The sequence below is a fragment of the Streptomyces sp. SM18 genome (genome assembly GCF_002910775.2).
GTDB lineage: Bacteria > Actinomycetota > Actinomycetes > Streptomycetales > Streptomycetaceae > Streptomyces > Streptomyces halstedii.
This window is the reverse complement of record NZ_CP029342.1, coordinates 7,082,302-7,107,950: the sequence shown is the minus strand read 5'-3', so window position 1 is coordinate 7,107,950 and position 25,649 is coordinate 7,082,302. Positions and strand designations below refer to the sequence as shown.

17 protein-coding genes are annotated in these 25,649 nt (G+C 72.4%); 12 read left to right on the top strand and 5 right to left on the bottom strand.

From position 1 onward, the window contains the following. The 12 genes from B9S64_RS31545 to B9S64_RS31495 are packed head-to-tail and all read left to right on the top strand — an operon-like array spanning position 1 to position 10,311. On the top strand, positions 1–924 hold the full coding sequence (locus B9S64_RS31545; protein WP_181012323.1) for a NifU family protein: 924 nt from the start codon (positions 1–3) through the stop codon (positions 922–924). Continuing rightward, positions 921–1,574 carry a DUF5947 family protein gene (locus tag B9S64_RS31540; RefSeq protein ID WP_103491739.1) on the top strand — a complete coding sequence of 218 codons (654 nt, stop codon included), beginning with the start codon at positions 921–923 and terminating at the stop codon, positions 1,572–1,574. The genes B9S64_RS31545 and B9S64_RS31540 overlap by 4 nt, the downstream gene beginning before the upstream one ends. After that, the gene (locus B9S64_RS31535; RefSeq protein ID WP_103491738.1) at positions 1,571–2,212 is read left to right on the top strand and encodes a DUF6084 family protein; all 642 of its coding nucleotides are present in this window, start codon (positions 1,571–1,573) and stop codon (positions 2,210–2,212) included. The genes B9S64_RS31540 and B9S64_RS31535 overlap by 4 nt, the downstream gene beginning before the upstream one ends. Beyond that, positions 2,209–3,570, top strand: coding sequence for a hypothetical protein (locus B9S64_RS31530; RefSeq protein ID WP_103491737.1), 1,362 nt, complete (start codon positions 2,209–2,211; stop codon positions 3,568–3,570). The genes B9S64_RS31535 and B9S64_RS31530 overlap by 4 nt, the downstream gene beginning before the upstream one ends. Continuing rightward, on the top strand, positions 3,567–3,686 hold the full coding sequence (locus B9S64_RS35580) for a hypothetical protein (protein ID WP_374936077.1): 120 nt from the start codon (positions 3,567–3,569) through the stop codon (positions 3,684–3,686). The genes B9S64_RS31530 and B9S64_RS35580 overlap by 4 nt, the downstream gene beginning before the upstream one ends. A 17-nt stretch (positions 3,687–3,703) precedes the next feature. Continuing rightward, the gene (locus B9S64_RS31525) at positions 3,704–3,925 is read left to right on the top strand and encodes a hypothetical protein (protein WP_103491736.1); all 222 of its coding nucleotides are present in this window, start codon (positions 3,704–3,706) and stop codon (positions 3,923–3,925) included. Positions 3,926–3,961: 36 nt separating this feature from the next. After that, positions 3,962–4,480: a hydrogenase maturation protease gene (locus B9S64_RS31520; RefSeq protein ID WP_103491735.1), complete on the top strand. Its 519-nt coding sequence runs from the start codon at positions 3,962–3,964 to the stop codon at positions 4,478–4,480. Positions 4,481–4,497: 17 nt separating this feature from the next. Next, positions 4,498–7,053, top strand: a complete 2,556-nt coding sequence (hypF, locus tag B9S64_RS31515) for a carbamoyltransferase HypF (protein WP_103491734.1) — start codon at positions 4,498–4,500, stop codon at positions 7,051–7,053. Between the two features lie 56 nt (positions 7,054–7,109). After that, positions 7,110–7,406 carry a HypC/HybG/HupF family hydrogenase formation chaperone gene (locus B9S64_RS31510; protein ID WP_103491733.1) on the top strand — a complete coding sequence of 99 codons (297 nt, stop codon included), beginning with the start codon at positions 7,110–7,112 and terminating at the stop codon, positions 7,404–7,406. Then, positions 7,403–8,506: a hydrogenase formation protein HypD gene (gene hypD / locus B9S64_RS31505; RefSeq protein WP_103491732.1), complete on the top strand. Its 1,104-nt coding sequence runs from the start codon at positions 7,403–7,405 to the stop codon at positions 8,504–8,506. The genes B9S64_RS31510 and hypD overlap by 4 nt, the downstream gene beginning before the upstream one ends. After that, positions 8,503–9,588, top strand: a complete 1,086-nt coding sequence (gene hypE / locus B9S64_RS31500) for a hydrogenase expression/formation protein HypE (protein ID WP_103491731.1) — start codon at positions 8,503–8,505, stop codon at positions 9,586–9,588. The genes hypD and hypE overlap by 4 nt, the downstream gene beginning before the upstream one ends. Then, positions 9,589–10,311 (top strand): DUF6390 family protein, encoded by a 723-nt coding sequence (locus tag B9S64_RS31495; RefSeq protein WP_103491730.1) that lies wholly within the window; start codon positions 9,589–9,591, stop codon positions 10,309–10,311. Between the two features lie 66 nt (positions 10,312–10,377). Here B9S64_RS31495 and B9S64_RS31490 read toward each other — a convergent pair whose 3' ends face one another. The 5 genes from B9S64_RS31490 to B9S64_RS31470 all read right to left on the bottom strand — a co-directional run bounded on the left by B9S64_RS31490 (position 10,378) and on the right by B9S64_RS31470 (position 25,618). Continuing rightward, positions 10,378–11,529 carry a cytochrome P450 gene (locus B9S64_RS31490; protein ID WP_103491745.1) on the bottom strand — a complete coding sequence of 384 codons (1,152 nt, stop codon included), beginning with the start codon at positions 11,527–11,529 and terminating at the stop codon, positions 10,378–10,380. Positions 11,530–11,660: 131 nt separating this feature from the next. Beyond that, positions 11,661–12,716 (bottom strand): NADP-dependent oxidoreductase, encoded by a 1,056-nt coding sequence (locus tag B9S64_RS31485; RefSeq protein ID WP_103491729.1) that lies wholly within the window; start codon positions 12,714–12,716, stop codon positions 11,661–11,663. Beyond that, entirely contained in the window at positions 12,713–14,479 is a 1,767-nt protein-coding gene (locus tag B9S64_RS31480; protein ID WP_181012322.1) for an NAD(P)/FAD-dependent oxidoreductase, read from the bottom strand. Before B9S64_RS31480 ends, B9S64_RS31485 begins: the two co-directional genes overlap by 4 nt. Next, positions 14,476–16,158, bottom strand: a complete 1,683-nt coding sequence (locus B9S64_RS31475) for an NAD(P)/FAD-dependent oxidoreductase (protein ID WP_103491728.1) — start codon at positions 16,156–16,158, stop codon at positions 14,476–14,478. Before B9S64_RS31475 ends, B9S64_RS31480 begins: the two co-directional genes overlap by 4 nt. Further along, positions 16,148–25,618 carry a non-ribosomal peptide synthetase/type I polyketide synthase gene (locus tag B9S64_RS31470; protein WP_103491727.1) on the bottom strand — a complete coding sequence of 3,157 codons (9,471 nt, stop codon included), beginning with the start codon at positions 25,616–25,618 and terminating at the stop codon, positions 16,148–16,150. Before B9S64_RS31470 ends, B9S64_RS31475 begins: the two co-directional genes overlap by 11 nt. Positions 25,619–25,649: the final 31 nt, after the last annotated feature.

Here is a 25,649-nt window from a genome sequence, read left to right as displayed (position 1 = left end):
GTGGCCGAGGTCTCGGAGCACCCCTCCGCCGACTGGCGCCGCACCGGGGAGCGCATCGACACGCTGATCGCGGCCAGCGCGTCCGGCGGCACCGTCGCGCGGGAGCGAAGCGAGGAACTGGTGCGCCTCGTCGTCGACTTCTACGGAGCGGGTCTCGAACGGCTGCTCGATCTCGTGCACGAGCACGGCACCCTGGACGACACGGTCCTGGCGGCGCTCGCCGGGGACGACCTGGTGGCCAGTGTGCTGCTGGTGCACGGCCTGCACCCGTACGACGTGGAGACGCGGGTCGAGAAGGCGCTGGAGAGCGTCCGTCCCTACCTCGGCTCGCACGGCGGCGACGTCGAACTGCTGGCCGTCACCGACGACGGGACCGTGCGGCTGCGGCTGCTGGGCAGTTGCGACGGCTGCCCCTCGTCCTCGGTCACGCTGAAGCTCGCGGTGCGGGGAGCCGTGGAGGCGGCGGCTCCGGAGGTCACCTCCATCGAGGTCGAGGCCGCAGAGGAGGAGACGGCCGGTCCCGTCGTCCCGGTGGACGCCCTCTTCACCCGGCTCCACGGGGAGGCCGAGGAGGGCGCCTCGTGGCGAGTCGTCCCGGAGCTGTCCGCCGTGGAGCCCGGCGCGGTGGTCCGCTTCACCGTCGAGGGTGTCGCCGCCGTGGGCTGCCGGATCGGTGCGGACCTGTTCGCCTTCGCCGACCGGTGCGCCCGCTGCGAGCGGCCGTTCGACGGTGCCGCGCCGGAGCGGCGGCTCGGCGGCGCGGCCGGGGACGGCGTGCTGCGGTGCGCCGGCTGCCGGGCGCGTTACGACGTGCGTCGGGCGGGCTCCTGCCTGGACGTGGAGGGGCTGCACCTCGATCCGCTCCCGCTGCTCGCGGACGGGGCGGGCGTCTCGGTCTGCGTCCCCGCGACGGTGGCGACATGAGTACGACGGGCCGTCAGGGCTCCCCCGCCGCGGTGTTGTCGCGGATCGCGCGCGAGCGCCCGCGGCCGGCCGACGGTGAGCGCTGCGAGCTGTGCGCCGCCCCGGTCGGTGAGGACCACGCGCACCTGGTGAACGTCGAAAGCCGTGCCCTGCTGTGCGGTTGCCGGGCGTGCTGCCTCCTGTTCGCGGACGAGGGGGCCGATCTGCGCTACCGCGCCGTCCCCGACCGCTATCTGCGTTTCGAGGGCCTGACCATGGACGGGCGCGCCTGGGACGAGTTACAGATCCCGGTCGGGCTGGCGTTCCTGTTTCGCAACTCGGTCCAGGACCGCGTCGTCGCCTTCTATCCGGGGCCCGCCGGTGCGACGGAGTCCGAGCTGCCGCTCGACGCCTGGGAGCGAGTGGTCAAGGCCGCCCCGGAACTGTCCGTCCTGCGGCCCGACGTCGAGGCACTGCTGGTCCGCCGCTTCGACGGCGGAGGCGGCAGCTGCCATCTGGTGCCCGTCGACACCTGCTACGAACTGGTCGGCAGACTGCGGACGGTGTGGCGCGGTTTCGACGGCGGCCAGGAGGCGCACACCGCGATGGACGCCTTCTTCGCGCAGGTGGACGGCCGCAGCCGGCCGGCCGCCGGAGCCGAGGCGCGGTGAGCGACCTCGCGTTCTCCGTGCTCGACGTCGTCGCCGAGCCGTACACGGCGGCCCCGCAACTGACCGCGCGCCTGCGGATCGAGGAGAGGGCCGGCCGGCGGATCCACGCGATCGCCCTGCACTGCCAGGTGCGCATCGAACCGCAGCGCCGCCCCTACGACGCGATCGAACGGGACGGCCTGCACGCCCTGTTCGGGGAACGGGAACGCTGGTCGGACACCCTGCGGCCGTTCCAGTGGATGCAGTGCGACACGACGGTGCAGGGGTTCACCGGCGCCACCGAGTTCGATCTGCCCCTGCCCTGCACCTACGACTTCGACGTGGTCGGGTCCCGGTATCTGCACGCCCTCCGGGACGGCGCCGTGCCCCTGACGCTGATGTTCTCGGGGACCGTGTTCACCCGGGGCCAGGCGGGGTTCGCGGTGCAGCGCGTCCCGTGGGACCGCGAGGCCCGGCACGAGCTGCCGGTCGCGGTGTGGCGGCAGATGATGGCGTACCACTTCCCCAACACCGGCTGGATCAGGCTGGATCACGACGTGCTCGCCCGCTTCGCGGATTTCCGTGCGAAGCGCGGCCTCACCAGTTGGGAGGAGACGGTGGACGCTCTGCTGGCCGAGAACGGTGAGGTGGTCCGGTGAGCGTCGACCAGGTGCGCGCGGTCGCCGACGCGGTCCTCTACGAGGGGTACCTGCTCTACCCGTACCGGGCGAGCGCGCACAAGAACCGGTCGCGGTGGCAGTTCGGAGTCCTCGGACCACCGCTCGCGGCGGCGGCGAGCTTCGGTGAGGAACCGGAGATGGAGACGCAGTGCCTGCTGGCTCCCGGAGAGTCGGGCGGGGCGGTCACGGTGCGCCTCCGCTTCCTCCAGGTGCGGGTCAGGGAGGTGGAGCGGCGTGAGGCGGACGGCGGGCACACCCCGGTGGCGTCGCTCGACGTGGACGGGGTGCGGCAGCTGACCTGGGACGAGGCGGTCGAACACGAGATCACCCTGCCCGCGGCCGGCCTGACGGGGCCCGTCGACACCCTGCGTCAGGTGGCCGGCGGTGAGGAGTCGGAGCCGCTGACCGACACGCGCGGCTCGGTGGTGGGCCGGATCGTGCGCAGGCGGCAGCCGTTGACGGTCCGGATCCGTACACGGCCCGTCGTCGACGACGGCTACGTCCGTCTCTCGGTGTCCGTCCGCAACGAGCACCCCGAGCCCGCCGACGACAAGGACGCCGCCTGCCGCGCCTCGCTGATCGGCGCCCATCTGATCCTGGACGCGCACGACGCCGCGTTCGTGTCCCTGCTCGAACCGCCGGACGAGGCGGCCGCTGCCGCCGGTCGCTGCCGGCAGCGCCGGTGCTGGCCGGTCCTGGCCGGGGTGCGGGGCTCGACGGACACCGTGCTGGGCGCCCCGATCATCCTGTACGACTACCCGGAGGTGGCCGAGCAGAGCGCCGGGGCCCTCTTCGACTCGACCGAGATCGACGAGATCCTGACCCTGCGGGTGATGACCATGACCGAGAAGGAGAAGGCCGAGGCACGGGCGACCGATCCTCGGGCCCGGGAGATCATCGACCGGTGCGACGGCATGTCCGAGTCCGGCATGCGGCAGTTGCACGGCCTGCTGCGCGATCCCCGGGCGGAGACCGCCGCCCCGGACACCTTCGGCACCGAGGGTGCTCCCTGGTGGGATCCGGCGTCCGACGCGGACGTACGGCCGGGGAGCGACGCGGTGGTGGTCGACGGTGTGCGCGTCGCCAAGGGCAGCTTCGTCAGGCTGCGCCCCTCCCGGCGGGCCGACGCCCAGGACCTCTTCCTCGCCGACCAGGTCGCGCGGGTCACAGCCGTCCTCTCGGACGTGGACGGCGGCACCCATGTCGCGGTGGTCCTCCTCGACGACCCGGCGGCCGACCTGCACGACTGGTACGGCCGCTATCTCTACTTCGCGCCCGACGAGCTCGAACCGCTGCCCGCCGGGAGTCCGGAACACCGAGAGGAGAGCCGATCGTGAAGACCCTGGGCGTACTCACCACCGCCGTCGTCTCGGCCGCCGCGCTGATCGCCGTGGGCGCCGCGGTGAAGTCCATCCCCGACATCCGCCGGTACCTGAAGATCCGTTCGATGTGAGTGAGGACGTGGTTCCCATGACCGACAGGCCGTATTCCGACGTGCCGGGCGAGCACCTGGCGGAGGAGCCCCAGGAGGTACGGGGCCGCAAGGGCTCACGCGACACGGGGTCCGACCAGCCGTCCGGCGGCCCGGCCGACCGGCCCGAGGGTTCCTCGGACAAGAAGTCCGACACCTCAGTCCAGCCGCAGGGCCCCCACGACCCGGACGCCCCGGACCTCCGGTCCGGCGGCGGCTGACCCGCACGGGTCAGCCATCCACCTGAGGAGCGGAACATGCGGAGCGACGTGGCCGGGCGTGTGCTCGTGGCGGGCGTCGGCAACCTCTTCCTGAGCGACGACGGCTTCGGTCCGGAGGTGGTGCGGCGGCTCGCGGAAGCCGGCGGACTGCCTCCGGGCGTCCGCGTGGTCGACTACGGGATCCGGGGGATGCATCTCGCGTACGACCTGCTCGACGGATACGACGCGCTGATCCTGGTGGACGCGTATCCGGGAGACGGCCCGCCCGGTGAGATGACCGTACTGGAGATCGGTACGGATGACCTCGGAACGGGTGAATTCGACGCACATGGCATGAATCCCGTTGCGGTGCTGGCAAACCTGGGCCAACTGGGCGGTACTCTTCCGGTCACCTACCTCGTCGGCTGCACCCCGGCCGGAGTGGAGGAGGGCATCGGTCTCAGCAGCACGGTCCACGCGGCGGTGCCCGGTGCGGCCGACGTCGTGCGCGCGCTGGTCGGGCGGCTGCTGCCGGCCGCGCCCGGCCCGCACGCCGGACATCCCCAGAGCGTCTAACACCGGAGAACCTGATCATGTGTCTTGGCATCCCCGGCCGCGTGGTGGAGATCGTGGACGGGTACGCCGGCCAGCTCGCGCTCGTCGATGTGGAGGGGGCGCGGCGGCGCGTCAACATCGGGATGCTCGACCAGGCCCCCGCCGACGGCGACTGGGTGCTCCTGCACATGGGGTTCGCGGTGGAGGTCATCGACCGGGCCAAGGCCAGGGAGGCGCTGGCGGGCCTGGAGATGATGGGGCAGGCCCGCACCCAGCGGATCCGGCGCGGGTTCGAGGTGCGCGGGGTGGTGCAGGGCGTGGGTTTCCGGCCCTTCGTCTACGTCACCGCCTCGGAGCTGATGCTCGCGGGCCGGGTCACGAACACCGGCGCCGGTGTGGTCGCGGAGGTCGAGGGCGCTCCTGAGGCGGTCGAGGAGTTCGGCCGGCGGCTCGTGGCCGACGCCCCGCCGCTCGCGATCGTCGAGGACGTCCGCGCGTTCGATCAACCGCCCACCGGCGCGACCGAGTTCACCATCGAGGCCTCCACCGGGGGCGGCCGGGCCCGCACGCTGGTCTCCCCGGACATCGCCACCTGCCAGGCCTGTCTCGACGAGATGCGCGATCCGGCCGACCGGCGCCACCGCCACCCCTTCATCACCTGCACCCACTGCGGACCCAGGTTCACGATCGTCACGGGCACCCCCTACGACCGGGCCGCCACCACGATGGCCGGCTTCCCGATGTGCGAGGACTGCCGGGCCGAGTACGAGGACCCGGCCGACCGGCGCTTCCACGCGCAGCCCATCGCGTGCCACGCCTGCGGCCCCCGGCTCGAACTCGTCCGCACGGACACGGCGGTACCCGTCACCGGCGAGGACGCCCTGCGGGGCGCGCGCGAACTGCTCGCCGCGGGACGGATCGTCGCGGTCAAGGGCCTCGGCGGCTACCACCTGGCGTGCGACGCCCGCAACGACGACGCCGTGCGCGAGCTGCGGCGCCGGAAGCGGCGCGGGGACAAGCCGTTCGCGGTGATGGTGTCCGGTCTCGCGGCCGCCGGGGAGCTCGTGAGGCTCACCGACGACGAGGAGGCCCTGCTCACCGGTGCCCGCAGGCCGATCGTCCTCCTGCCCCGGCGACCGGCGACCGGAACGTCCGGCGGGGTGTCACCGTCCGTCGCACCGGGCAACCCGGACCTCGGGGTGATGCTCCCGTACACGCCGGTGCACGTCCTGCTCTTCGGGACGGGGGACGACCCTCCGGGGCCGGACGCGCTGGTGATGACCTCGGCGAACCTGTCGGGTGAACCGATCGTCACCGGGGACGCCGAGGCCCTGGCCGAGCTGGCCCCGTTGGTCGACGCCTGGCTGCGGCACGACCGGGAGATCCATGTGCCGTGCGACGACTCGGTCAGCCGGTTCGTGGCGGGTGCCGAGCTTCCGGTGCGCAGGTCACGGGGGTACGCGCCCCTGCCCCTCGCGCTCCCCTTCGACGTACCGCCCACGCTCGCGGTCGGCGCCGACCTCAAGAACACCTGTGCGCTGGGCGAGGGCCGCTACGCCTGGGTCAGCCAGCACATCGGGGACATGGACGCACCGGCCACGGTCGAGGCGCTGACCCGGACCGAGGAGCGTCTGGAGCGCCTCACCGGGGTCACCCCAGGGCAGCTGGTCACCGACCCGCATCCCGGCTACCGGTCCGGGACCTGGGCCCGGGAGCACGCGCGGGGGCGGCCGGTCCGGACGGTGCAGCACCATCACGCGCACATCGCCTCTGTCATGGGGGAACACGGACTCGGCCCGGACGAGAGCGTGATCGGGATCGCCTTCGACGGCACCGGCCAGGGCACCGACGGAGCGGCCTGGGGCGGTGAGGCGCTGATCGCCGGTTACAAGTCGTTCAGCAGGGCGGGCCATCTGGGATACGTGCCGCTCGCCGGGGGTGACGCGAGCGTGCTGCGGCCGTACCGGATGGCGCTCGCCCATCTGCGGGCGGCCGGGATCGGCTGGGACGAGGAACTGCCCGCGGTCCGTGCCTGTCCGCCGAGGGAACGGGACGTGCTGGCCCATCAGTTCGGCACCGGCTTCGGCTGCGTACCCACCTCCGGGATGGGCCGGCTGTTCGACGCCGTCGCCTCGCTGTCCGGTGTCCGGCACACCGTGGACCACGAGGCGCAGGCGGCCGTCGAGCTGGAGGGGCTGGCGCGGGCCGCGCGGGCGGAGGAGTGCGCCCCCCGCGACCGCTACGCCTTCGGCCTGCCCTCCGCGACGTCCCAGGAGCAGGCCGTGGCCGATCCCGGGCCGGTCGTCCGCGCGGTGGTCCGCGACGTACGGGCCGGGGTGGCGCCCGAGGTGATCGCGGCGCGTTTCCATGCGTCCGTCGCCGGGCTCGTCGCCCGGTTCGCGGAGATCTGCCGGGAGAGGACCGGCCTCGGTGTGGTGGCGCTCGGCGGTGGCGTCTTCCAGAACGCCGTCCTCCTGGACGCCGCCCACCGCCTCCTGACCGAGCGGGGCTTCACCGTGCTGCGTCCACGGCTGCTTCCTCCGAACGACGGCGGGATCGCGTTCGGGCAGCTTCTGGTCGCGGCCTCCGGCTGACCCGGCCGCGCCGGCGGGCTTCTGGGCCTTCGAGGGATCCACAGAGAAGAGAAACCATGTGTCTGGCAGTACCAGGACGTGTCCTCAGCACCGTCGAGGTGGACGGCACCCTGATGGCCGACGTCGACTTCGGTGGCGTACGCAAGGAGGTGTGCCTCCAGTACATCCCTGATGTGACGATCGGCGAATACGTCATCGTGCACGTCGGATTCGCCATCCAGCGCCTGGACGAACGCTCGGCCGAGGAGACCCTGGCCAACTTCGAGCGGCTCGGGATCCTGGCGGAGGAGTTCGGCGACGGTCTCGAACAGGCCGCCCAGCAGCGGGATCTCGTAGAAGGAGCCGGCCGGTGAAGTACCTCGAAGAGTTCGGCAACCCCGAGCCGGCCAAGCGGCTGCTCGACGAGATCCACGCGGTGACCACCCGGGCGTGGTCGCTGATGGAGGTGTGCGGCGGCCAGACCCACTCGATCATCCGGCACGGTATCGATCAACTGCTGCCCGAGGGCATCGAGTTGATTCACGGCCCCGGCTGCCCCGTCTGCGTCACACCGTTGGAGGTCATCGACAGGGCCCTGGCGATCGCCGCCCGGCCCGATGTCGTCTTCTGCTCCTTCGGCGACATGCTGAGGGTGCCGGGCAGCGGTCAGGACCTGTTCTCGGTGAAGAGCGCGGGCGGCGACGTACGGGTGGTCTACTCCCCCCTGGACGCCCTGAAGATCGCCCGGCAGAACCCGGAGAAGGAGGTCGTCTTCTTCGGGATCGGCTTCGAGACCACCGCGCCGGCCAACGCGATGGCCGTGTACCAGGCCAAGCGCCTCGGCGTCCGGAACTTCTCGCTGCTCGTGTCCCATGTGCTCGTGCCGCCGGCGATCGCCGCCGTCATGGAATCGCCCGCCTGCCGCGTCCAGGCCTTCCTCGCCGCCGGGCACGTGTGCAGCGTGATGGGCACGTCGGAGTACCCGCCGCTGGCCCAGAGGTACGAGGTCCCGATCGTGATCACCGGATTCGAACCGCTGGACATCCTGGAGGGCATCAGACGGACGGTCATCCAGCTCGAATCGGGCCGCCACGAAGTCGAGAACGCCTATCCGCGCGCCGTGCGCGACGAGGGCAACGCCCCGGCCGTCGCGATGCTGCGGGACGTCTTCGAGGTGACCGACCGGACGTGGCGGGGCATCGGGGCGATTCCGCTGAGCGGCTGGCGACTGGCGGAGAAATACGGCGCGTTCGACGCCGAGCGGCGCTTCGACGTGTCCGGCATCCGCACACAGGAGTCGTCGCTGTGCCGGTCCGGAGAGGTGCTGCAGGGCCAGATCAAACCGCAGGAGTGCGCGGCGTTCGGCAAGGAGTGCACACCACGCAAGCCGCTGGGCGCGACGATGGTGTCCTCCGAGGGCGCCTGCGCCGCCTACTACACCCACCGCCGGCTGGAACTGGTCGATGCCACATGACGGACACCGTGCACGACGGGGTGGAGCCCCTCGACTTCGAGGGGTGGGTCTGCCCGGTTCCGCTGCGGGACACCGGCTCCGTCATGATGGGCCACGGCGGCGGCGGCGCGATGTCGGCCGAACTGGTCGAGCATCTGTTCCTGCCCGCGTACGGGACGGCGGCCTCGTCCGAACTCGGTGACTCGGCCGTCCTGGGCATCGGGGCCGCCGGGACCCGGCTCGCGTTCTCCACCGACTCCTACGTGGTGAAGCCGATGTTCTTCCCGGGCGGGTCGATCGGTGATCTCGCGGTGAACGGGACGGTCAACGACCTGGCGATGTCCGGCGCGGTGCCGCTGTACCTGTCCACCGCGTTCATCCTCCAGGAGGGCACGGCCCTGGCCGACCTGGGCCGGGTCGCCGAGGCCGTCGGCGCGGCCGCGCGGGCCGCCGGGGTCCGGCTGGTCACCGGGGACACCAAGGTGGTGGACAGCGCCAGCGGCGACGGTGTCTACCTCAACACCTCCGGCATCGGCCTGGTCCCCGACGGCGTGGACATCGGCCCGCGCCGCGCCCGGCCCGGAGACGCCGTGCTGGTCAGCGGCGACATCGGGGTGCACGGTGTCGCGGTGATGAGCTGCCGGGAGGGCCTGGAGTTCGGTACGGCCGTGGAGAGCGACACCGCGCCCCTGCACGGGGTGGTCGCCGACATGATCGCCACCGGCGCGGACCTGCGCGTACTGCGCGATCCGACCCGCGGGGGCGTCTCGGCCTCACTCAACGAGATCGCCCGCGCCTCGTCGGTCGGCATCGACCTGGTGGAGCGCGCGCTGCCGGTACCGGTGGCGGTACGGGACGCGTGCAGCCTGCTCGGACTCGACCCGTTGCAGGTGGCCAACGAGGGCAAGCTGATCGCGATCGTGCCGTCCGCGTCCGCGGACCAGGTGCTCGCCGCGCTGCGGGCCCATCCCCTGGGGCGCTCCGCCTGCCGGATCGGGACCTGTGTACCCGAGCACCCGGGGATGGTGGTGGCGAGGACCGGGCTGGGCGGCAGCCGGGTCGTCGGGCTCCCGGTCGGCGAGCAGTTGCCGAGGATCTGCTGAATGTCCGCCGAGGGCGCGCTCCTGTTCGCGCGGTACGCGTACCCGCCCAACGCACTCGGATACTGCGGTCCCGACGACGCCTCCGCGCTGCTCCGGCCGGGGGCGACCGCGGACATCGAGCGGCGGGCGCGGCGGTTCGAGGGGGCCTGGTGCTATCTGGAGTTCCTCGCGGAGGCGGCCGGGATCGCCGACCCGCTCGACGCGCGGGTGGTCGAGGCCTACTGGATCGGCAACGACCTGCTGGGCCCGGCCGATTCGGCGGCTCTCGTGGAGCGCCTGCTCGACCGCTTCCGCGGGCAGCTCGGGGGTACGTGGCGCGAGGCGTCGGAGCGGGCCCTGGCCCACCACAGCTTCCAGGTGTTCGAGGTGTACCCGTGGGCGGCGCTGCTGCGCGGCAGCGGCCACCCGGCCGCCCTGGACGTGCTGGACCGGTGCCGTATCCGGACCGCGCGGGTGGTGCGCGTGGACGGGGGGAGTGCCACCGTGCGGTCCCGGCCGCTGGTGTGGGACGGCGTGACGCCGGCGCCCGGCCCGGAACGGGAGGACACCGTGCGCTGGGCCGTCGGCGGCCGGAGCCTCATCGACCCGGTCGCCGCGGGTGATCTGGTCACGGTGCACTGGGACTGGATCTGCGATGTGGTCACCGAGGAGCAGGCCGCGCGTGTCGAGGCGCTGGAGGCCCGGCAGTGCGGACACCTGGCGGCCCCCGCCGCGCCGGTGTGACGCGGCGGGGGGCTCGGTCGGCGGCGCGCGGGGGCCAGGGCGTTCCGACCCGCCTGGCGCGGGCGGTCACCAGGTCACGGCGAGGCTCTGCGGGCTGCGGGAGGTGCTGCCGGTCCGCCAGGTGACCGTGCCCACCGGTTCGGCCAGGCGCAGTCCCGGGAAGCGGGCGGCCAGGCGGTGCAGGGCGGTCTGGAGTTCCGCCCGGGCCAGCCACGCGCCCAGGCAGTAGTGCGCTCCGGCACCGAAGGAGAGGGTCGGCGCCTCCAGCGGGGTGAAGAGGCCGTCGGCCAGACCGCTCGGGAAGACCTCCGGGTCGCGGTTGGCCATCCCGCAGTCCGCGAGGACGACCGCCCCGGCCGGGATCGTCACCCCGCCGATCTCGACGTCCGTGGAGGCATGGCGTGCGGAGCCCCGGTCGTCCCCGAGCGGGACGAGGTGGATGAGCCGGTCCGCGACCGTGCCGGCCGCCTCCTCGTCGGCGCCCAGCCGGTGCCAGGTCTCCGGCCGCTCCCCGAGGAGGTAGAGCAGTCCGTTGCCGAGCATGGTCATCGTGCTGTCGTGGCCGCCGACGACCAGTCCGCACACCAGGCTCACCAACTGCGCCTCGGGGATGCCGCCTTCCTGGTCGGCGGCCCGGACCAGGCCGCTGATCAGGTCGTCGCCCGGTGTGCGGCGCCGTTCCGCGAGGAGCTGGGCGCCGAAGTCGCTGAACTCCCTGAGTACGGACTCCACCTGCTCCCCGGCGTGGGAGCCGTCGGAGAAGGCGTGCTCGCTCCAGTGGCGCATCCGGCCCCGGACGGACTCGTCGAGCCCCATCAGCCGGCTGATGACGGCGACCGGGAGCGGCAGGGTGAACGTCTCGACCACGTCGGCCGGGCGCGGTTCCTCTTCCAGCCGGTCGAGGAGCTGTTCCACGATGCCGGTGATCCAGGGCCGCCAGCGGGCGACGGCCCTCGGGGTGAAGGCGCGGCGCAGGGTGCGGCGCAGCCGCAGGTGGTCGGGGCCGTCCTGGTTGAACATCAGGTCGGGGTTGTTCACCAGGTCGGGTACGCCGGAGGGTGAGGGCGCCTCGTCCGCGTACAGCCGGGCGCGGCCGAAGCGGGGGTCCGAGAGGACCCGGCGGACGTCGGAGTGTCTGCTGACCAGCCAGGCGGGGGACCCGTCCGGCAGTGCGGCGAGGCGGGGCGGGCCCGGTTCCTCGAAGCGCAGGCGGTGCATCGGGACCAGGGGCGGGGCTGCGGGGTCGGCGGTCTGCTGTTCGATGGCGGTCACTGTGCCTCCTTGGCCGTACCGGTGAGGCCTTCGTTCGGAGTTCGGAGTTCGGCGTGCGGATGGGAGCGCCGGGTCGGTCAGAGTTCGACCAGCACCTTGCCGCGGTTGACCGCGCGATCGCGGTACAGGCTGTCGTAGGCGGTGGGGATGTTGTCGAAGCCGTAGTGGAAGGTGTGGTCGCAGACGACCTCGCCGCGCCGGACCCTGCTGCCCAGTTCGGTGTGGAGGGCCTGCCAGTTCTCGTCGGTGAACCACTCCAGCGAGAAGACCCCCCGGACGGTCGCCCGCGGGAACATGAGGTAGGGCAGCAGCCGGGGCCCGACGCCCTCGTTGCCGACCTGGGTCGCCCACTGCCAGCACACGGCTACCTGGCCGCCGACGTTGAGCATCGGGAACACCGCGTCGGTGACGGCGCCGCCGAGGTTGTCGAAGTACCGGTCGACGCCGTCCGGGGCCGCCCGTGCCAGGTCCTTGGCGATGGTGTCGGCGCCGTCCCCGTGCCGGTAGGTGACGACGGTGTCGAAACCGAGGCCGGTGAGGTAGTCCGCCTTCTGCGGGGAGGAGGTGGTGCCGACGACCCGGGCGCCCGCGAGGGCGGCCAGCTGGCCGACGAGCGCGCCCACCGCGCCGGAGGCCCCGCTGATGACGAAGGTGTCGCCGGGTCTGACCGTCATGTACTTGGTGAGGGTTCCCCAGGCCGTCATGCCGGGTCCGCCCATCACGCTCAGGGCGGTGGAGAGCGGCAGGGCGTCGTCGTACCGGCCGGGGTCGAGCCTGCGGTAGGCGGGGAAGACCATGGGGAAGGTCCCGGTCTGCCAGAGTTCGGCGGCGCCCGTGCCGACCAGGTGGGAGCGCCAGCCGCCGAATCCCTGGACCAGGTCGCCGGGGCGGTGGGCGGCGAGCGGTCCGGACTCCAGCACCTCCATGATCGAGTCGGCCCCCATGTGGCCCCCGAGCGGGGTGTCCAGAGCGATGCCCTGGAGGTAGGGGTCGACGGAGACGTAGAGGGTGCGCAGGAGCATCTCGTCGGGCGCGAGGTCCACATCGAGTTCCTCGACGACCTTCTCGTAGACGCGGTCCACGTCGGGCACGCCCTCGACGTGCTCGCGGACCACCCACTTCTTGATCTTCATGGGGTCTTTCCTGCCTTCCCTGTCGTCCGTGTGCCGGTGGTCCGCCGGCCGGCCGCGGCGCGGGGGTCGGGGCGTGCCGGTACGGGGATCACGCGGTGGGTGGGCAAAGGCGCGGTGCGGTCCACCGACGCGGTGAAGGGCCTGCCGTCGTCGCGGCACACGAACTGCATGACGTGGCGTCCGGCGGCGGCGGCCCGGATCAGCCCGCCGGTGGTGGCCCATACGCCGGACTGGTAGAAGTCGCGCAGCCCGGGGAGTCCGGGGCCGTGCTGCTTGATCAGCTCTTCCAGCGTCTCCCCGCTCTCCACGAAGGGCTGCCAGCCGAGCACCGTGCCGTCGTAGTTGCCCGTGTAGCGGACCTGGGTGAGGGGGCTGGACACGTCACGGACGACGATCGCGTCCCGGACGCCGGGGAAGCGCTGCTCCAGGAAGTCCACGAGCGTCTCGCGCGCCCGCCGTTTGGCGGCGTAGTAGCCGCGGCCGTGCCGGACCGGCAGGGTGTGCAGCTGCTCGCCGCCGCGGACCCGGGTGACCTGTTCGGGGCCTTCGTCCAGGGCGCGCCAGGGGGCGATGTCGCAGAAGTAGGTGGCGTAGACGACGGTGGTTCCGCTCGGTGAGAGTTCGGGGTAATGGCGGCTGCGGAACTGGACGTTGACGCTCGGGTGGCGGATGCCGGTCAGCTGGGCCGCCGTGGACTCGTCCAGCAGGTAGGTCGTGCAGGGGTCTCCTCCGGGAAAGGGGCGGGAGAGGCCGAGGAAGAGGGTGAAGTAGCCGGGGAAGACCATGCCGGGTTCGTGGATGGTCCGGGTGTACAGGCGCCGGTAGGTGTCGTCGAGATAGCGGCCGCCCAGGAGCTTCATGGTGGTGGTGTAGCCGTCGCAGGCCGACACGACGATGTCCGCGCGGAGTTCCTGTCCGTCGCTGAGCCGGACGCCGACGGCGCGGTCGTCCTCGACGAGCACGGTCTCGACCTTCGTGTTGTACGAGACCTCGCCGCCCAGGCGCCGGTAGCGGTGTTCGATCGAACGGGCCAGGCCCAGTGAACCGCCCTCGGGGACGCCCGCGGAGAGGTTGGCGTGCGAGGCGAGCTGGAAGTGGAAGGGGAGCACCGGGAAGGCGGGGTGCTTCTCGTACAGGATGAAGTTGAACGCCTCGCGCAGGAGCGGGTCCTTGAACCGTGCCGAGAAGTCGGTCATCAGGACGGTGATGGTGCTCCGGACGGTGTTGAAGTACGGGAGGAACGAGGCGAGCATCCGCCAGCGTTCGGTGCGGGTCATCAGGCCGACGGGTTTGAGGAAGGGGTAGACGGCGAGGGCCTTGCGGAAGGTGCGCAGGTGGGCGCAGAACCGGCGGACCGCTTTGGCGTCGGCCGGTGAGAGCTGGATGAGGTGGGCCTCCAGCCGGTCGGGGTCGGAGTAGAAGTGGACGGCTCTGCCGTCGCGTCCGCGGACGATGTTGAACACGTCGAAGTGGCGTACCTCCTTTCCCTGCAACGCGCCGAGCTCCAGCCAGATCTGGTGCATCTCGTTGCCGGGGCCGCTGCCGAGGAGCCAGCTGACGCAGGCGTCCAGGGTGAAGCCGCCGCGGTCCCAGGCGGTGCAGCAGCCTCCGGGCAGTTCGTGCATCTCCAGGATGTGGGTGCGGTAGCCGTTCATCTGCGCGTAGCAGCCGGTGGAGAGGCCGCCGAGCCCGGCGCCGATGATGATCATGGTCTCTCTGCGGTCGGGGGCGCCCGGCCGGGTCCCGTTCGTCCTGTCCGTCATGAGCCGGTCTCCTCCCGCGCGGACCAGCGGTCGAGCTGGGGCAGGTGCCCCAGCTTCCCCGGATGCCAGGGCTCGGCCCCGTCGCTCTCCCACGCCCGGAACTCCAGGCCGAGTTCGCGGCAGAGGTACTGGACGGCGAAGCGGCCGGTGGAGGCGGCGCGGATCAGACCGCCCATGCCGACCCACTGGCCGGCCATGGAGAAGCCGCTCAGTCCGGGCAGCCGCATCCGGTCCTTGCCGACCAGCCGGGCGGCGACGTCGTCGGCGTCGGAGAACGCCTTCCAGGCCAGGATGGAACCGTCGTGGTTGCCGGTGTACCGGTGTGTGGTGGCGGGAGTCGCCACGTCGATCAGCTCGATGCGCTCGGCAAGTCCCGGGGTACGGCGCCCCAGGAAGGCGCGGACGAAGTCGGCGACCTCGCGTTTGCGGGCGCGGTACTCCTTGCGGTCCCTGGTACGCAGTTCCTTCCAGTAGCCGAAGTCGCTGAAGTAGGTGCAGTGCACGACGCTGTGGCCCGGCGGAGCGAATCCGTCGGAGTAGCGGGAACGCACCTGCGCGACCAGGCTGTTCTGGAGGGTGCCGGGGAGCCGGGCGGCGTCCTTCGCGGACAGCAGATGGGTGGTGCTGTGGGCCTCCTCGGGGCCGATCGTGCCCCGGACCCCGACGAAGGCGGAGACGACCGCGGGGAACAGGGTGCCGGGGCGCTCCAGCAGGTCGGTGTAGAGCTTGTCGATCCGGGGGCTCGTGTACCTGCCGCCGAGCAGGGTGTGGACGGTGGTGTGGCCGTCGCAGGCCGCGACGACGTGCTCGGCGTAGTAGCGGCGGCCGTTCCTGAGCTCCACGCCGATCGCGCGGCCGTTCTCGACCAGGATCCTCTCGGCGCGGGCCCGGTAGGTGACCGTGCCCCCGAGACCGAGATAGCGCTCCTCCACGGAGCGGGCGAGGCCCAGCGAGCCGCCCTGCGGGAATCCGGCGTTGCCGTGGTGGGCGGCGGCCATGTTGAAGAGGTACGGCAGGAGCGGGAAGCCCTCCGGGTCCTGGAAGAAGATGTTGCGGAACGCCCGGCGCAGCAGCGGGTCCTGGAAGGTGTCGGCGAAGGTGTGCATCGGTGTCGCCGCGGTGCGCCAGAACAGCCGGAAGGCGGGCAGGACCGTGCGCAGCAGCGCCGCCCTCTCCCGGACGGTGCGCAGCGGGGGCGCGGTCAGGAAGGGGTACAGCTCGATGCCGGTGAACCGTCTCAGGTCACGCGTGAAGGCCCGGACGGGACCGGCGTCGGCGGGCGAGAGGTCCAGAAGGTGGGCCTCCAGCCGGTCGGGGTCGTTGTAGAAGAGCACCGACCGGCCGCTCTCGTCCTCGACCTTGTTGAACAGGTCGAAGTTGGTCATCGTCTTGCCGTCGAACGCGCCCAGTTCGCGCCACACCCGGTGGGCGTCGTTGCCCGGAGCGGTGCCGATCAGCCATTCGATGCAGTAGTCGAAGAGGTAGCCGTCGCGCGACCACGCGGTGCAGCAGCCGCCGGGCAGCACGTGCTTCTCGAAGATCCGGGTCCTGGCGCCGCTCATCTGCGCGTAGCAGCCGGTGGAGAGGCCGGCCACACCGGCGCCGATGACGATGACGCGCGGTGCCGTGCCGGGTGCGCGCCGCCTGCTGGTCCAGTCGGTGGAGTCGTCATCCGCCATGGGCCGCGTCCCCCGTCAGTACGGCGCGCACCAGCTCGGCGTTGCGGGCGAGGTGCTTGGGGTCGAGCATGTCGGCGTGGGTGCCGGAGCCGCGCAGCACGGTGGTGGTGCCGGCGGAGCTGCCGTGCCAGGTACCCCGCTCGCCCGCGGCGTACAGGGATGCCTTCTCCTCGTCGGTGATGACGCTGACCGCCGCGGTGACGGTGCCGGTGTTGGGGGTACGTCCGCAGAAGGCCAGGTATTCGGCGGCGTGGGCGAGTGTCTCGCGGGCGACGGCCTCGGAGCCGGTGTGTTTGCGCAGGTGTTCGGCCAGCTCGGCCTCGAAGGCGCGGATCCCCTCGTCGCCCGGTTCGTAGGGTTCCAGGATGCGGCGGGAGTCCAGGACGACGACGTGGGCGACCTGGCGCCCCCGGCGTTCGAGCTCCTTGGCGGTCTCGAAGGCGAGGTTGCCGCCGAGGGAGTAGCCGAGGAGCAGGCACGCCCCCTCGGGCCGGGCCGACTCGATCAGGTCGGCGTACCGGGTCACCTTGTCGTCTCCGGGGAGGTAGTTGAAGCCTATGACGGTGTACTCCGGGAGGTGGGCGGAGAGGCCGCGGTAGACGAGTCCGTGGCCGCCCGCGGGCGGGAAGGCGAAGAGGAGCCGGGACTGCCCGCCGTTGAACGAGAGGAAGGGCAGTTCGTCGGCGGACGTGCCGTGCAGGACGTCCTGGACCGTGGCCGCCATGCCGTGCAGGGTCGTGGTGCGGTACAGCCGGCTGACGGGGACGCTGACACCGAATTCGGTCCGCAGGTGGTGGAGGAGTTCGATGAGCTTGACCGAACTGCCCCCGGACTCGAAGAAGTCGTCCTCCAGACCCACCTGTTCGAGGTCCAGGAGCGCCTTCCAGTGCCGGGCCACGCTCACCTCGTAGAGGGTGGTCGGCGGCTCGTGGGTGCGCTCCCGTGTCTCGGCGCGGGGGGCCGGGAGGGCCGCGAGGTCGACCTTGCCGTTGGACGTGAGCGGCAGCGCGGACATCTCCACGAAGTACGACGGGATCATGTACGAGGGCAGGGCGCCGGCCAGGTGGCGCCGGAGCGCCCCCCGGTCCAGCGTGGCGCCGGGTGCGGGGACGCAGTAGGCGCAGAGCGCGGGGTCCTGGCGGGTGTCGGTGCGTACGGTGACCACGGCACGGGCGAGCGCCGGCCAGCGGTGCAGGTGAGCCTCGATCTCGCCGGTCTCGACGCGGTGGCCGCGCAGCTTCACCTGCCCGTCGGTACGGCCGAGCAGGTGGACGCGGCCGTGCGCGTCCCAGCGGGCGATGTCGCCGGTCCGGTAGAACCGCTCGGGCGTGGCGCCGGGCCGGCGACTCAGGGTGCGGGTGACGAAGCGCCGCGCGGTCTGCTCCGGGTCCCCCGCGTATCCCAGGGCCACGCCGTCGCCGCCGATCCACAGTTCGCCGGGGACGCCCGGCGGGACGGGTTCGCCGTGGGGGTCGAGGACATGGAGCGTGCTGTGCGGCAGGGGCCGGCCGATGGGGACCATCAGGCCCGGTTCGAGGTCGTCGGCGGGGCCCTCGAAGAAGGCGCTGTCCACCGTCGCCTCGGTGAGGCCGTAGGAGTTGACGAGGCGGGTCCGGGGGCCGCACAGCTCGCCCAGTCGCCGGTACTCCCCCACGTTCCAGGCGTCCGAACCGACCACCAGCAGCCGCATGAAGTCCAGCCTCAGGTCCTCGCGGACGCAGTGGTCCATCAGGCCGCGCACCACGGCGGGCACGAACTCCGCGCAGTCCACGTGTTCCTGACGCATCGTGCGGTAGAGGCGCGGTGTGTCGAAGAGGAGGTCGCGGTCGGCCAGGACGAGGTTCCCGCCCGAGCACAGGGCACGGACCAGGTCGCCGGTGAACACGTCGAACGACGGACCGGCCATCTGGAGGTGCACCCGGACGTCCTCCTCCAGGCGGTAGGCGTCGCGCCACGCGGTGTACGCGGAGGCGAGGTTGCCGTGGCCGACCCGGACGGCCTTGGGACGCCCGGTGGAGCCCGAGGTGGTGATGACGTACGCGGGAGAGCCGGGGCCCACCTCTTCCTCCGGGGCCGGGGAGGTGCCGGGCTCGGGCCCGGTGGTGTGCAGCGCCTCGAGGGTCACCGTCGCCACCGGCAGCCCTTCGGACGGCCCCTGCTCCGCCGTGCCGTCGGTGACGAGCAGCACCGCGCCGGTGATCCGCAGGAGATGCGCCAGCCGGTCCGAGGGCTGGTCGGGCTGGACGGGGAGATAGGATCCGCCCGCCTTGAGCACGGCGAGGAGGGTGACGATCAGTTCGGGTGACTTGTCGAGGCGGAGGGCGACCACCGACCCGGTGGTGACCCCGCGTGCGCGCAGCCGCTGGGCGCACTCCCCGGCACGGCGCTCCAGCTCCGCGTACGTCATGCGCCGTGCCCCGCCGTCCGGGGCCGGCACGGTGACGGCGACGGCCTCGGGGCGGGCGGCGGCAACCCGGCCGATCCGGACGTGCACCGGCAGGAAGGGCTCCGGCCCGACGGTGGAGGCCGGAGACGTGCGGGGGGCGGGCAGGGCGGGCCGGCCCCACCGCCCCACCAGCCGCTCCCGTTCGGCGTCGTCGAGCATCTCCAGCCGTGACGTGGGCCGGTCCCCCGCCGCCCGGGTCATCCGGTCCAGCAGCCGGGTGTAGTGGGAGGCCATCCGGCGCACCGTCTCCGCGAGGAAGAGGTCGGTGTTGTACTTGAACACACAGTGGAAACGGTGCTCGGACTCGTCCTCGTACACCGACAGGGTGAGGTCGAACTGCCCTTCCTCCTCAGGTAGTTCGATGTAGTCCAGCTTGTATCCGTACTGCTCGGTGACCACCTTGTGGGTCAGCAGGATGAACATCGCCTGGAACACGGCCGAGCGGCTGGGGTCGTGCTGAAGGCCCAGCTCCTCGACGAGCAGCACGAACGGGTACTCCTGGTTGTCCAGTCCGCCGAGCACGGTCGTGCGGACCTGTTCCAGCAGTTCGGCGACGGTCGGGGCGCCCGAGAGGTCGGCGTGCAGCGGCAGCGGGTTGACGAAGTAGCCGTAGACGGACGCGAAGTCCTGGCGGGTGCGGCCGGTCACCGGGCTGCCGACGACGATGTCGTCCTGGCCGGAGTAGCGGTGGAGCAGGAGGTAGTAGGCGCTCAGCAGCACCATGAACGGGGTGACGTGGTGGGCGCGGGCCAGGGCGTGGACGCGGGCGCTGAGTTCGGTGTCGAGCGCGAAGAACTCCGAGGCGCCGTTGTGGGTCTGCACGGCGGGGCGCGGCTTGTCGACGGGGAGGTCGAGGAGCGGGACCTCGGCCGGCAGGTGGGAGCGCCAGTAGTCGAGCATGCCCGCGGCCTCGCGCCCGGCCAGGAACTGGTTCTGCTGGTTGAGGAAGTCCAGGTAGCGGGCGGCCGGAGGCGGCAGCTGCGGTTCCTGTCCCTGCCGCAGCGCCTCGTACACCTCGAAGAGTTCCTCGATGAAGGTGAACGTGGAGATGGCGTCGGAGACGATGTGGTGGACGGCCTTCATGATGATCCAGCGCTCGGGCCCGCGCCGGAAGAGCCGGAAGCGGACCAGCGGATCGTGTGCGAGGTCGTAGGGCTTGCGGTACTCCGCGACGATCGTCCGGTGGATGGTGTCCCAGTCCTGGTCCCGCACGTCGAAGAGGGCGAGGTCGGGCTCGGCGTCCGGGGAGACCCGCTGGACGGCCCGGCCGTCCTCCAGGACGAAGTTCGTGCGCAGGGCCGGGTGCCGTGCGATCAGCCTGCGGACGGCCTCGAACATCAGGTCCGGTTCGAGGGCGACGGTCACCTCGACGGCTCCGCCGATGTTGTAGGCGTAGCCGTCGGGGTTGAGGTGTTTCAGGAACCAGAGCGCCTTCTGGTTCTGGGTCAGCGGGTACCGGCTCTCGTCGTGGTGCGGTTCGACGGCACGGGTCCCGTCACCGGAGTCCTCGGCGGCGACCAGGGCGCTCAGCCCGTCGTGCAGCTGGGTGGCCAGCTCTCCGGCCGGGGTGCCGCTCAGCAGGGCGACGACGGGCAGGGCCACGCCGAGTTCGGCGTGGACGCGGGCGCGCAGTTCCATGGCGAGCAGCGAGTCGAGTCCGAGGGTGCCGAGGCCGGACGCCATGTCGACGCTTTCCGCGGTGGTGCGCAGGACGGCGGCGGCCAGCTCGGCGAACCGCCCGGCCACCAGGGAGCGGCGGGTCTCCTCGTCGGCGGCGCCGAAGGCGTCGAGGAAGGCGTTGCCCGATCCCCCGGACGCCGGAGGGGCCGCCGCCGCGGCCAGGCCGGCCACCAGCGGCGGAGGGGCCGGGTACCAGGCGAGGAAGACCGGCCAGTCCACGACGGTGGCGACGACCAGCTGTGCGTGGTCCTGGCCGATGACGCGCTCCAGGACGCCCATGCCCGCCTCCGGGGCGAGGGAGCTCATGCCGCGGCTGTGCAGATAGTGGTCGACCAGGCCGAGTTCCTCGATCATCCCGGTGGCCCAGGGACCCCAGTCCAGGCTCAGCGCGGGCAGGCCCTGGGCACGCCGGTGATGGGCGAGGGCGTCCAGGAAGGCGTTGCCCGCCGCGTAGTTGGTCTGGCCCGCCGTGGTCAGCAGGGAGGCGATCGAGGCGAACAGCACGAAGTGGTCGAGCGGTTCGTCCCTCAGGTGCCGGTGCAGGAGGAAGGCGCCGACGGTCTTGGGGTCGTGGACGGCGTCGAAGGCGGACCGGTCCAGGTCGGTGACCAGGGTGTCCCGTACCTGTCCGGCGAGATGGAAGACGCCGCGCACGGGCGGTGGGTCGGTGCTGCGGTACGCGTCGAGCCAGCGGGTCAGCGCGTCCTCGTCGGTGATGTCGAGCGGGGCCAGGACGGTCTGCGCGCCCAGGTCCTCCAGCTCGCGCAGCAGGGCGACGGCACGGCCCTCCGCCGCGGTCGGGTCGGCGCCGGACCACTTCTCCCTGGCCGGCACCGGTGTGCGCCCGACCAGGATGAGCCTGCGGGCCCCACGGCGGACGAGCGTGCGGCACAGGAGGCGGCCGAGCGCGCCGAAGGCGCCGGTCACCAGATAGCTGCCGTCGGCCCGCAGCCTGAGCGGCAGGGGGCGGGTCAGGCCCTCGGCGGGGCTCAGCCGGCTGGTACGGCGGTCTCCGGCGCGCAGGGCCACCTCTTCCTCGTCGCGGGTGAGCACCTCGCGCAGCAGCGCCTCGGCGTCGGCGCGCACGCCGTCGGGCCCTGACCGCTGCCGGGGGTCGAGGTCGATCAGCTTGCCGGGGTGGTCGATGAGCTCCTGGTGGCGCAGTACCCGGCCGATGCCCCAGGCGGGCGCCCCGAGCGGTTCGACGGCCTCGCCGGGCAGGACGGGCTGGGCGCCGCGGGTGACGATGTGCAGCCGGCCGGCGCCGCCCCGGGCGAGCAGGGTGCGGGCGAGCACGACCAGCGAGTAGGCGCCGGGGCCCGTGTGGTCGCCCAGTGCCCGCCGGTCGCACCGGGCGAGCGGGGGGCGGTCGAGGTTCCACAGGTGCAGGACGGCTCCCCGGAAGGGGCCGCCCTGCCGGTCCAGATGGGCGAAGAGGCGGTCCAGGTCGGCCGGGGACCCGGGGTCGACGGTGAGGGCTCCGCCGATCCCGCCTTCGGTGTATCCGTCGCCCGCGCGCACCAGGTGGCAGCGTTCGCCCCGGGCCGCCGCGAGGGCGGCGAAGGCGTCGGCGACCCCCTGGCCGTCGGCGAGGACCAGCCAGCCGTGGTCCCGCGCCGCGGCCGCCGCGTCGGCGTCCTCGTCCGGCTGCGGCGGGGCCTGGGTCCAGACGGTCTCCGCGAGCCAGGAGTCGATGGTGGTCCGGGCGACGGTGGTCGCCGCCTTCTCCACGTCGGCGGCCCGGAATCCGCTGATCCGGCCCAGCGGGGAGCCGTCGTCGGCGTAGAGGGCGATGTCTCCGAGGGTCGTGTCCTTGTCGCTGGGGAGCAGCGTGGCGTGGACCCACAGCGGTTGGTCGCTGACCGGTTCGAGGGCGACCTCGTCCAGGGTGAGCGGCAGCCTGATGCCGCCGCCCGGCTCGGTGTCCTCCCGCAGGGTCTGCGGTGTCAGCAGCGACTGGAAGCAGGCGTCGAGCAGGACGGGGTGGAGGTGGTGCCGGGCGGCGTCGTCGCCGATGGCCTGGGGCGGGCGGATCCGGGCCAGTACCTCACCGGTACCGATCCACACCTCTTCGATGGCCTGGAAGGCGGGGCCGTAGTGGTAGCCGAGCCGGGCCAGCGCGGTGTAGCAGTCGGGTCCGGCGAGCCGCGTGGTGGTGCGTGCGCGGATCGCCGCCGCGTCGAGCGGGGGCCCCGGATCGCGCCGCTGCCCGGTGCGGACGACCCCGCTCGCGTGCACGGTCCGCTCCCCGTCGCCGCCTGCCGGGGACGCGACGGTGAAGGCGGCGTCCTCCAGGGAGAGCGACAGCTGCACGGTCCTGTCCTCGGTGCCGGACAGGAAGAGCGCCTTGCGCAGGTCGATGCCGGCGAGGACGGCGCGGGTGCCTCCGGTGATCCGCAGGACGGCCTGGGCCGCCATCTCCAGGTAGCCCGCGGCGGGGAACACGACGGTGTCCTGGATGCGGTGGTCGGCGAGGTAGGGCAGGGTCTCGGTGTCGAGACGGGCCTGCCAGGTCGGCTCCGCGTGGTCGGTGCGGCGGCCGAGCAGCGGGTGGTCGAGGCGGCCCAGGCGTACCTGGGCGACCGCCGCCGGCTCGGTCCAGTGGCGGTCGCGCCTCCACGGATAGCGGGGCAGGGTGACCGGGCGGCCGGCCGGCTGGAGGGTGTCCCAGGCGATGCCGGTGCCCAGGTTGTGGAGCGAGGCGAGCGAGGCGGCGAACCGCTCGCTCTCGTCCTCCTGGCGGCGGATCGAGGGCAGGGTGAGTCCGGACGCGGCCCTGGCGTCGAGGCATTCGCGGATCGAGTGGGCGAGCACCGGGTGGGGGCCGATCTCCAGGAACACCTGGTGGCCGTCGTCGGCCAGGCGGTCGACGGCCGCCCGGAAGCGCACCCGGTCACGGACGTTCTTCCACCAGTAGGCCGCGTCGAGTTCGGGGCCGTCCGCGGTCCCCTCCTGCCCGGTGAGGTACAGGGGGACCCGGGCGGGGCGCGGGGTGAGGCCGGCCAGGGCCTCGAACAGGTCGTCCTTGATCCGTTCCATGCCGACGCTGTGGTACGGGACCTCGACCGTGAGGAACTTGGCGAAGAGCTGTTCGGCCCGCAGTTCCTCGGCCAGCAGGGTCAGCGCCTCCTCCTCCCCGGCGAGGGTGAGGGAGGTGGGGCTGTTGACGGCGGCGATCGACACCCGGTCCCGGTAGGGACGTACCCGCTGTTCGGCCTCTTCCTCCGAGAGGCTCACGGCGAGCATGGTGCCCGTCCCGGCCAGGGTCTGCTGGAGCCGGCTGCGGTGCACGACGATCCGGACCGCGTCCTCCAGCGAGTAGACGCCCGCCTCGTAGAACGCGGCGATCTCACCGGTGCTGTGTCCGGCCACGGCGTCCGGACGCACTCCGTACGCCCGCCACATGGCCGCGAGTCCGATCTGCACGGCGAAGTTCGCGGGCTGTGCGAGCCAGGTCTCGGCCATCCGCGACGTGGACTGCGGGGCGGACATCTCCGCGAGCAGCGACCAGTCGGTGAACCGGCCGAGGACCCGGTCGCATTCGGTCACGGCCTCGCGGAAGGCCGGTTCCTCCCGGAGGAGTTGCCGGCCCATGCCCCACCACTGGGGTCCCATGCCGGTGAAGACCCAGACCAGCCGGCGGTCCTCCGCGGTTCGCAGACGGCCCTGGACGACCCGGGGGTGGGGCTCACCGCGCCGGTATGCCGTGAGCGCCTCGTCCAGTGAGGCGCGCGAGGTGTAGACGACGGACAGCCGTTCGGTCAGGTGCTGGCGGCGGTGTGCCAGGGTGTGACCGAGGTCGGCCAGGGACACCGGGGCGCGGCCGTCGCCGCCGGCCAGTTCGCCCGTGATCCCGGCGGCCAGCTCGCCGAGCGCGTCCGGGTGGCGGGCGCTCAGCGGAAGGATGCTCCAGGCGCGTCCGTCCGGGGCGGTGGGCGCGCTCCGGACGACGGGTGGGCCGGCGGCGGTGGCCGCGGTGCGTCCTGCGGTCGTGGCGGGGCCGTCCGGCGCCACCGGTGGGGCCTCCTCCAGCACCACATGGGCGTTGGTGCCGCCGAATCCGAACGAGTTCACCCCGGCGCGCGCGGGCCCTTCGTGCTCGGGCCACGCGGTCGGCCGGGTGGGGATCTCGTAGGGCAGCGCGTCCGCGTCGATGGCGGGGTTGAGGCGCTCCAGGTTGATGTGGGGCGGGATGTACCGGTGCTTGAGGCACAGCACGGTCTTGATCAGCCCGGCGATTCCGGCGGCGGACTCGGTGTGCCCGATGTTGGTCTTCACCGAGCCGACGTAGCAGCGGTCGCCGGGGGCGCGTCCGACCGCCAGGGCCCTGGCCAGCGCGTTGGCCTCGATCGGATCGCCGACGGGGGTGGAGGTGCCGTGTGCCTCCATGTACTGGAGTCCGCCGGGGGCGATTCCCGCCTCGGCGCACACGCGCCGGATGAGGGAGACCTGCGCCTCGGCGTTGGGGACGGTGATGCCGTTCGTACGGCCGTCCTGGTTGACCCCGCTGCCGAGGATCACCGCGTGGATCCGGTCCCCGTCGCGGACGGCGTCCTCCAGCCGCTTCAGCGCGACCAGTCCGACGCCCTCGGCCCGCACATAGCCGTCGGCGCCCGCGTCGAACGTGCGTGAACGGCCCTCGGGTGACAGGAAGCCACCCTTCGTCTCGGCCACGGTGTACTGCGGGGCCATGTGCAGGAGGGTGCCGCCGGCGAGCGCGAGGTCGCTCTCTCCCCGGTCCAGCGCCTGGCAGGCCAGGTGCACGGCCACCAGGGAGGAGCTGCACGCGGTGTCGATCGAGAGGCTGGGCCCGCGGAAGTCGAAGCAGTGCGAGACACGGTTCGACACCATCGTCATCATCGTGCCGGTCGCGGTGTGCGCGGCCAGCGAGGTGAAGCCGAGGTCGGAGAACTGGAGGATCTTGTAATCGAGGGTGAACGCGCCGACGTAGACGGCGACATCGCTGCCCGCGAGCTCGGCGGGGCGCTGGCCGCCGTCCTCCAGGGCCTCCCAGGCGACCTCCAGCAGTTTGCGCTGCTGGGGGTCCATGTAGTCGGCCTCGCGTGGGCTGATCCCGAAGAACGCGGGGTCGAACTCGTCGAATCCGTCGATGTATCCGCCCCGGCCGCCGGTGAGCCGTCCGGGCTTGTCCCGGAGGCGGCTGCCGAGGGTGGTGACGTCGTACCGGTCGGGCGGCGTGGGGGTGATGCAGTCCTTGCCCTCCATCAGGTTGCGCCAGAACGTCCGGTGGTCCGAGGCACCGCCCGGCAGGCGGCAGCCCATACCGATGATCGCCACCTTGCTCCGTAACGGGTTGTTGATCGCGTCGGCCATGTCGAACTCCTCAAGTCGTAAGGCGGGACAG

Bases quoted from the DNA above. Each gene is read 5' to 3' on its own strand.
- B9S64_RS31540 (WP_103491739.1), top strand. From the start codon at position 921: ATGAGTACGACGGGCCGTCAGGGCTCCCCCGCCGCGGTGTTGTCGCGG.
- B9S64_RS31525 (WP_103491736.1), top strand. From the start codon at position 3,704: ATGACCGACAGGCCGTATTCCGACGTGCCGGGCGAGCACCTGGCGGAG.
- B9S64_RS31520 (WP_103491735.1), top strand. From the start codon at position 3,962: ATGCGGAGCGACGTGGCCGGGCGTGTGCTCGTGGCGGGCGTCGGCAAC.
- hypF (WP_103491734.1), top strand. From the start codon at position 4,498: ATGTGTCTTGGCATCCCCGGCCGCGTGGTGGAGATCGTGGACGGGTAC.
- B9S64_RS31510 (WP_103491733.1), top strand. From the start codon at position 7,110: ATGTGTCTGGCAGTACCAGGACGTGTCCTCAGCACCGTCGAGGTGGAC.
- hypE (WP_103491731.1), top strand. From the start codon at position 8,503: ATGACGGACACCGTGCACGACGGGGTGGAGCCCCTCGACTTCGAGGGG.
- B9S64_RS31495 (WP_103491730.1), top strand. From the start codon at position 9,589: ATGTCCGCCGAGGGCGCGCTCCTGTTCGCGCGGTACGCGTACCCGCCC.
- B9S64_RS31490 (WP_103491745.1), bottom strand. From the start codon at position 11,529: ATGCACCGCCTGCGCTTCGAGGAACCGGGCCCGCCCCGCCTCGCCGCA.
- B9S64_RS31485 (WP_103491729.1), bottom strand. From the start codon at position 12,716: ATGAAGATCAAGAAGTGGGTGGTCCGCGAGCACGTCGAGGGCGTGCCC.
- B9S64_RS31480 (WP_181012322.1), bottom strand. From the start codon at position 14,479: ATGACGGACAGGACGAACGGGACCCGGCCGGGCGCCCCCGACCGCAGA.
- B9S64_RS31475 (WP_103491728.1), bottom strand. From the start codon at position 16,158: ATGGCGGATGACGACTCCACCGACTGGACCAGCAGGCGGCGCGCACCC.
- B9S64_RS31470 (WP_103491727.1), bottom strand. From the start codon at position 25,618: ATGGCCGACGCGATCAACAACCCGTTACGGAGCAAGGTGGCGATCATC.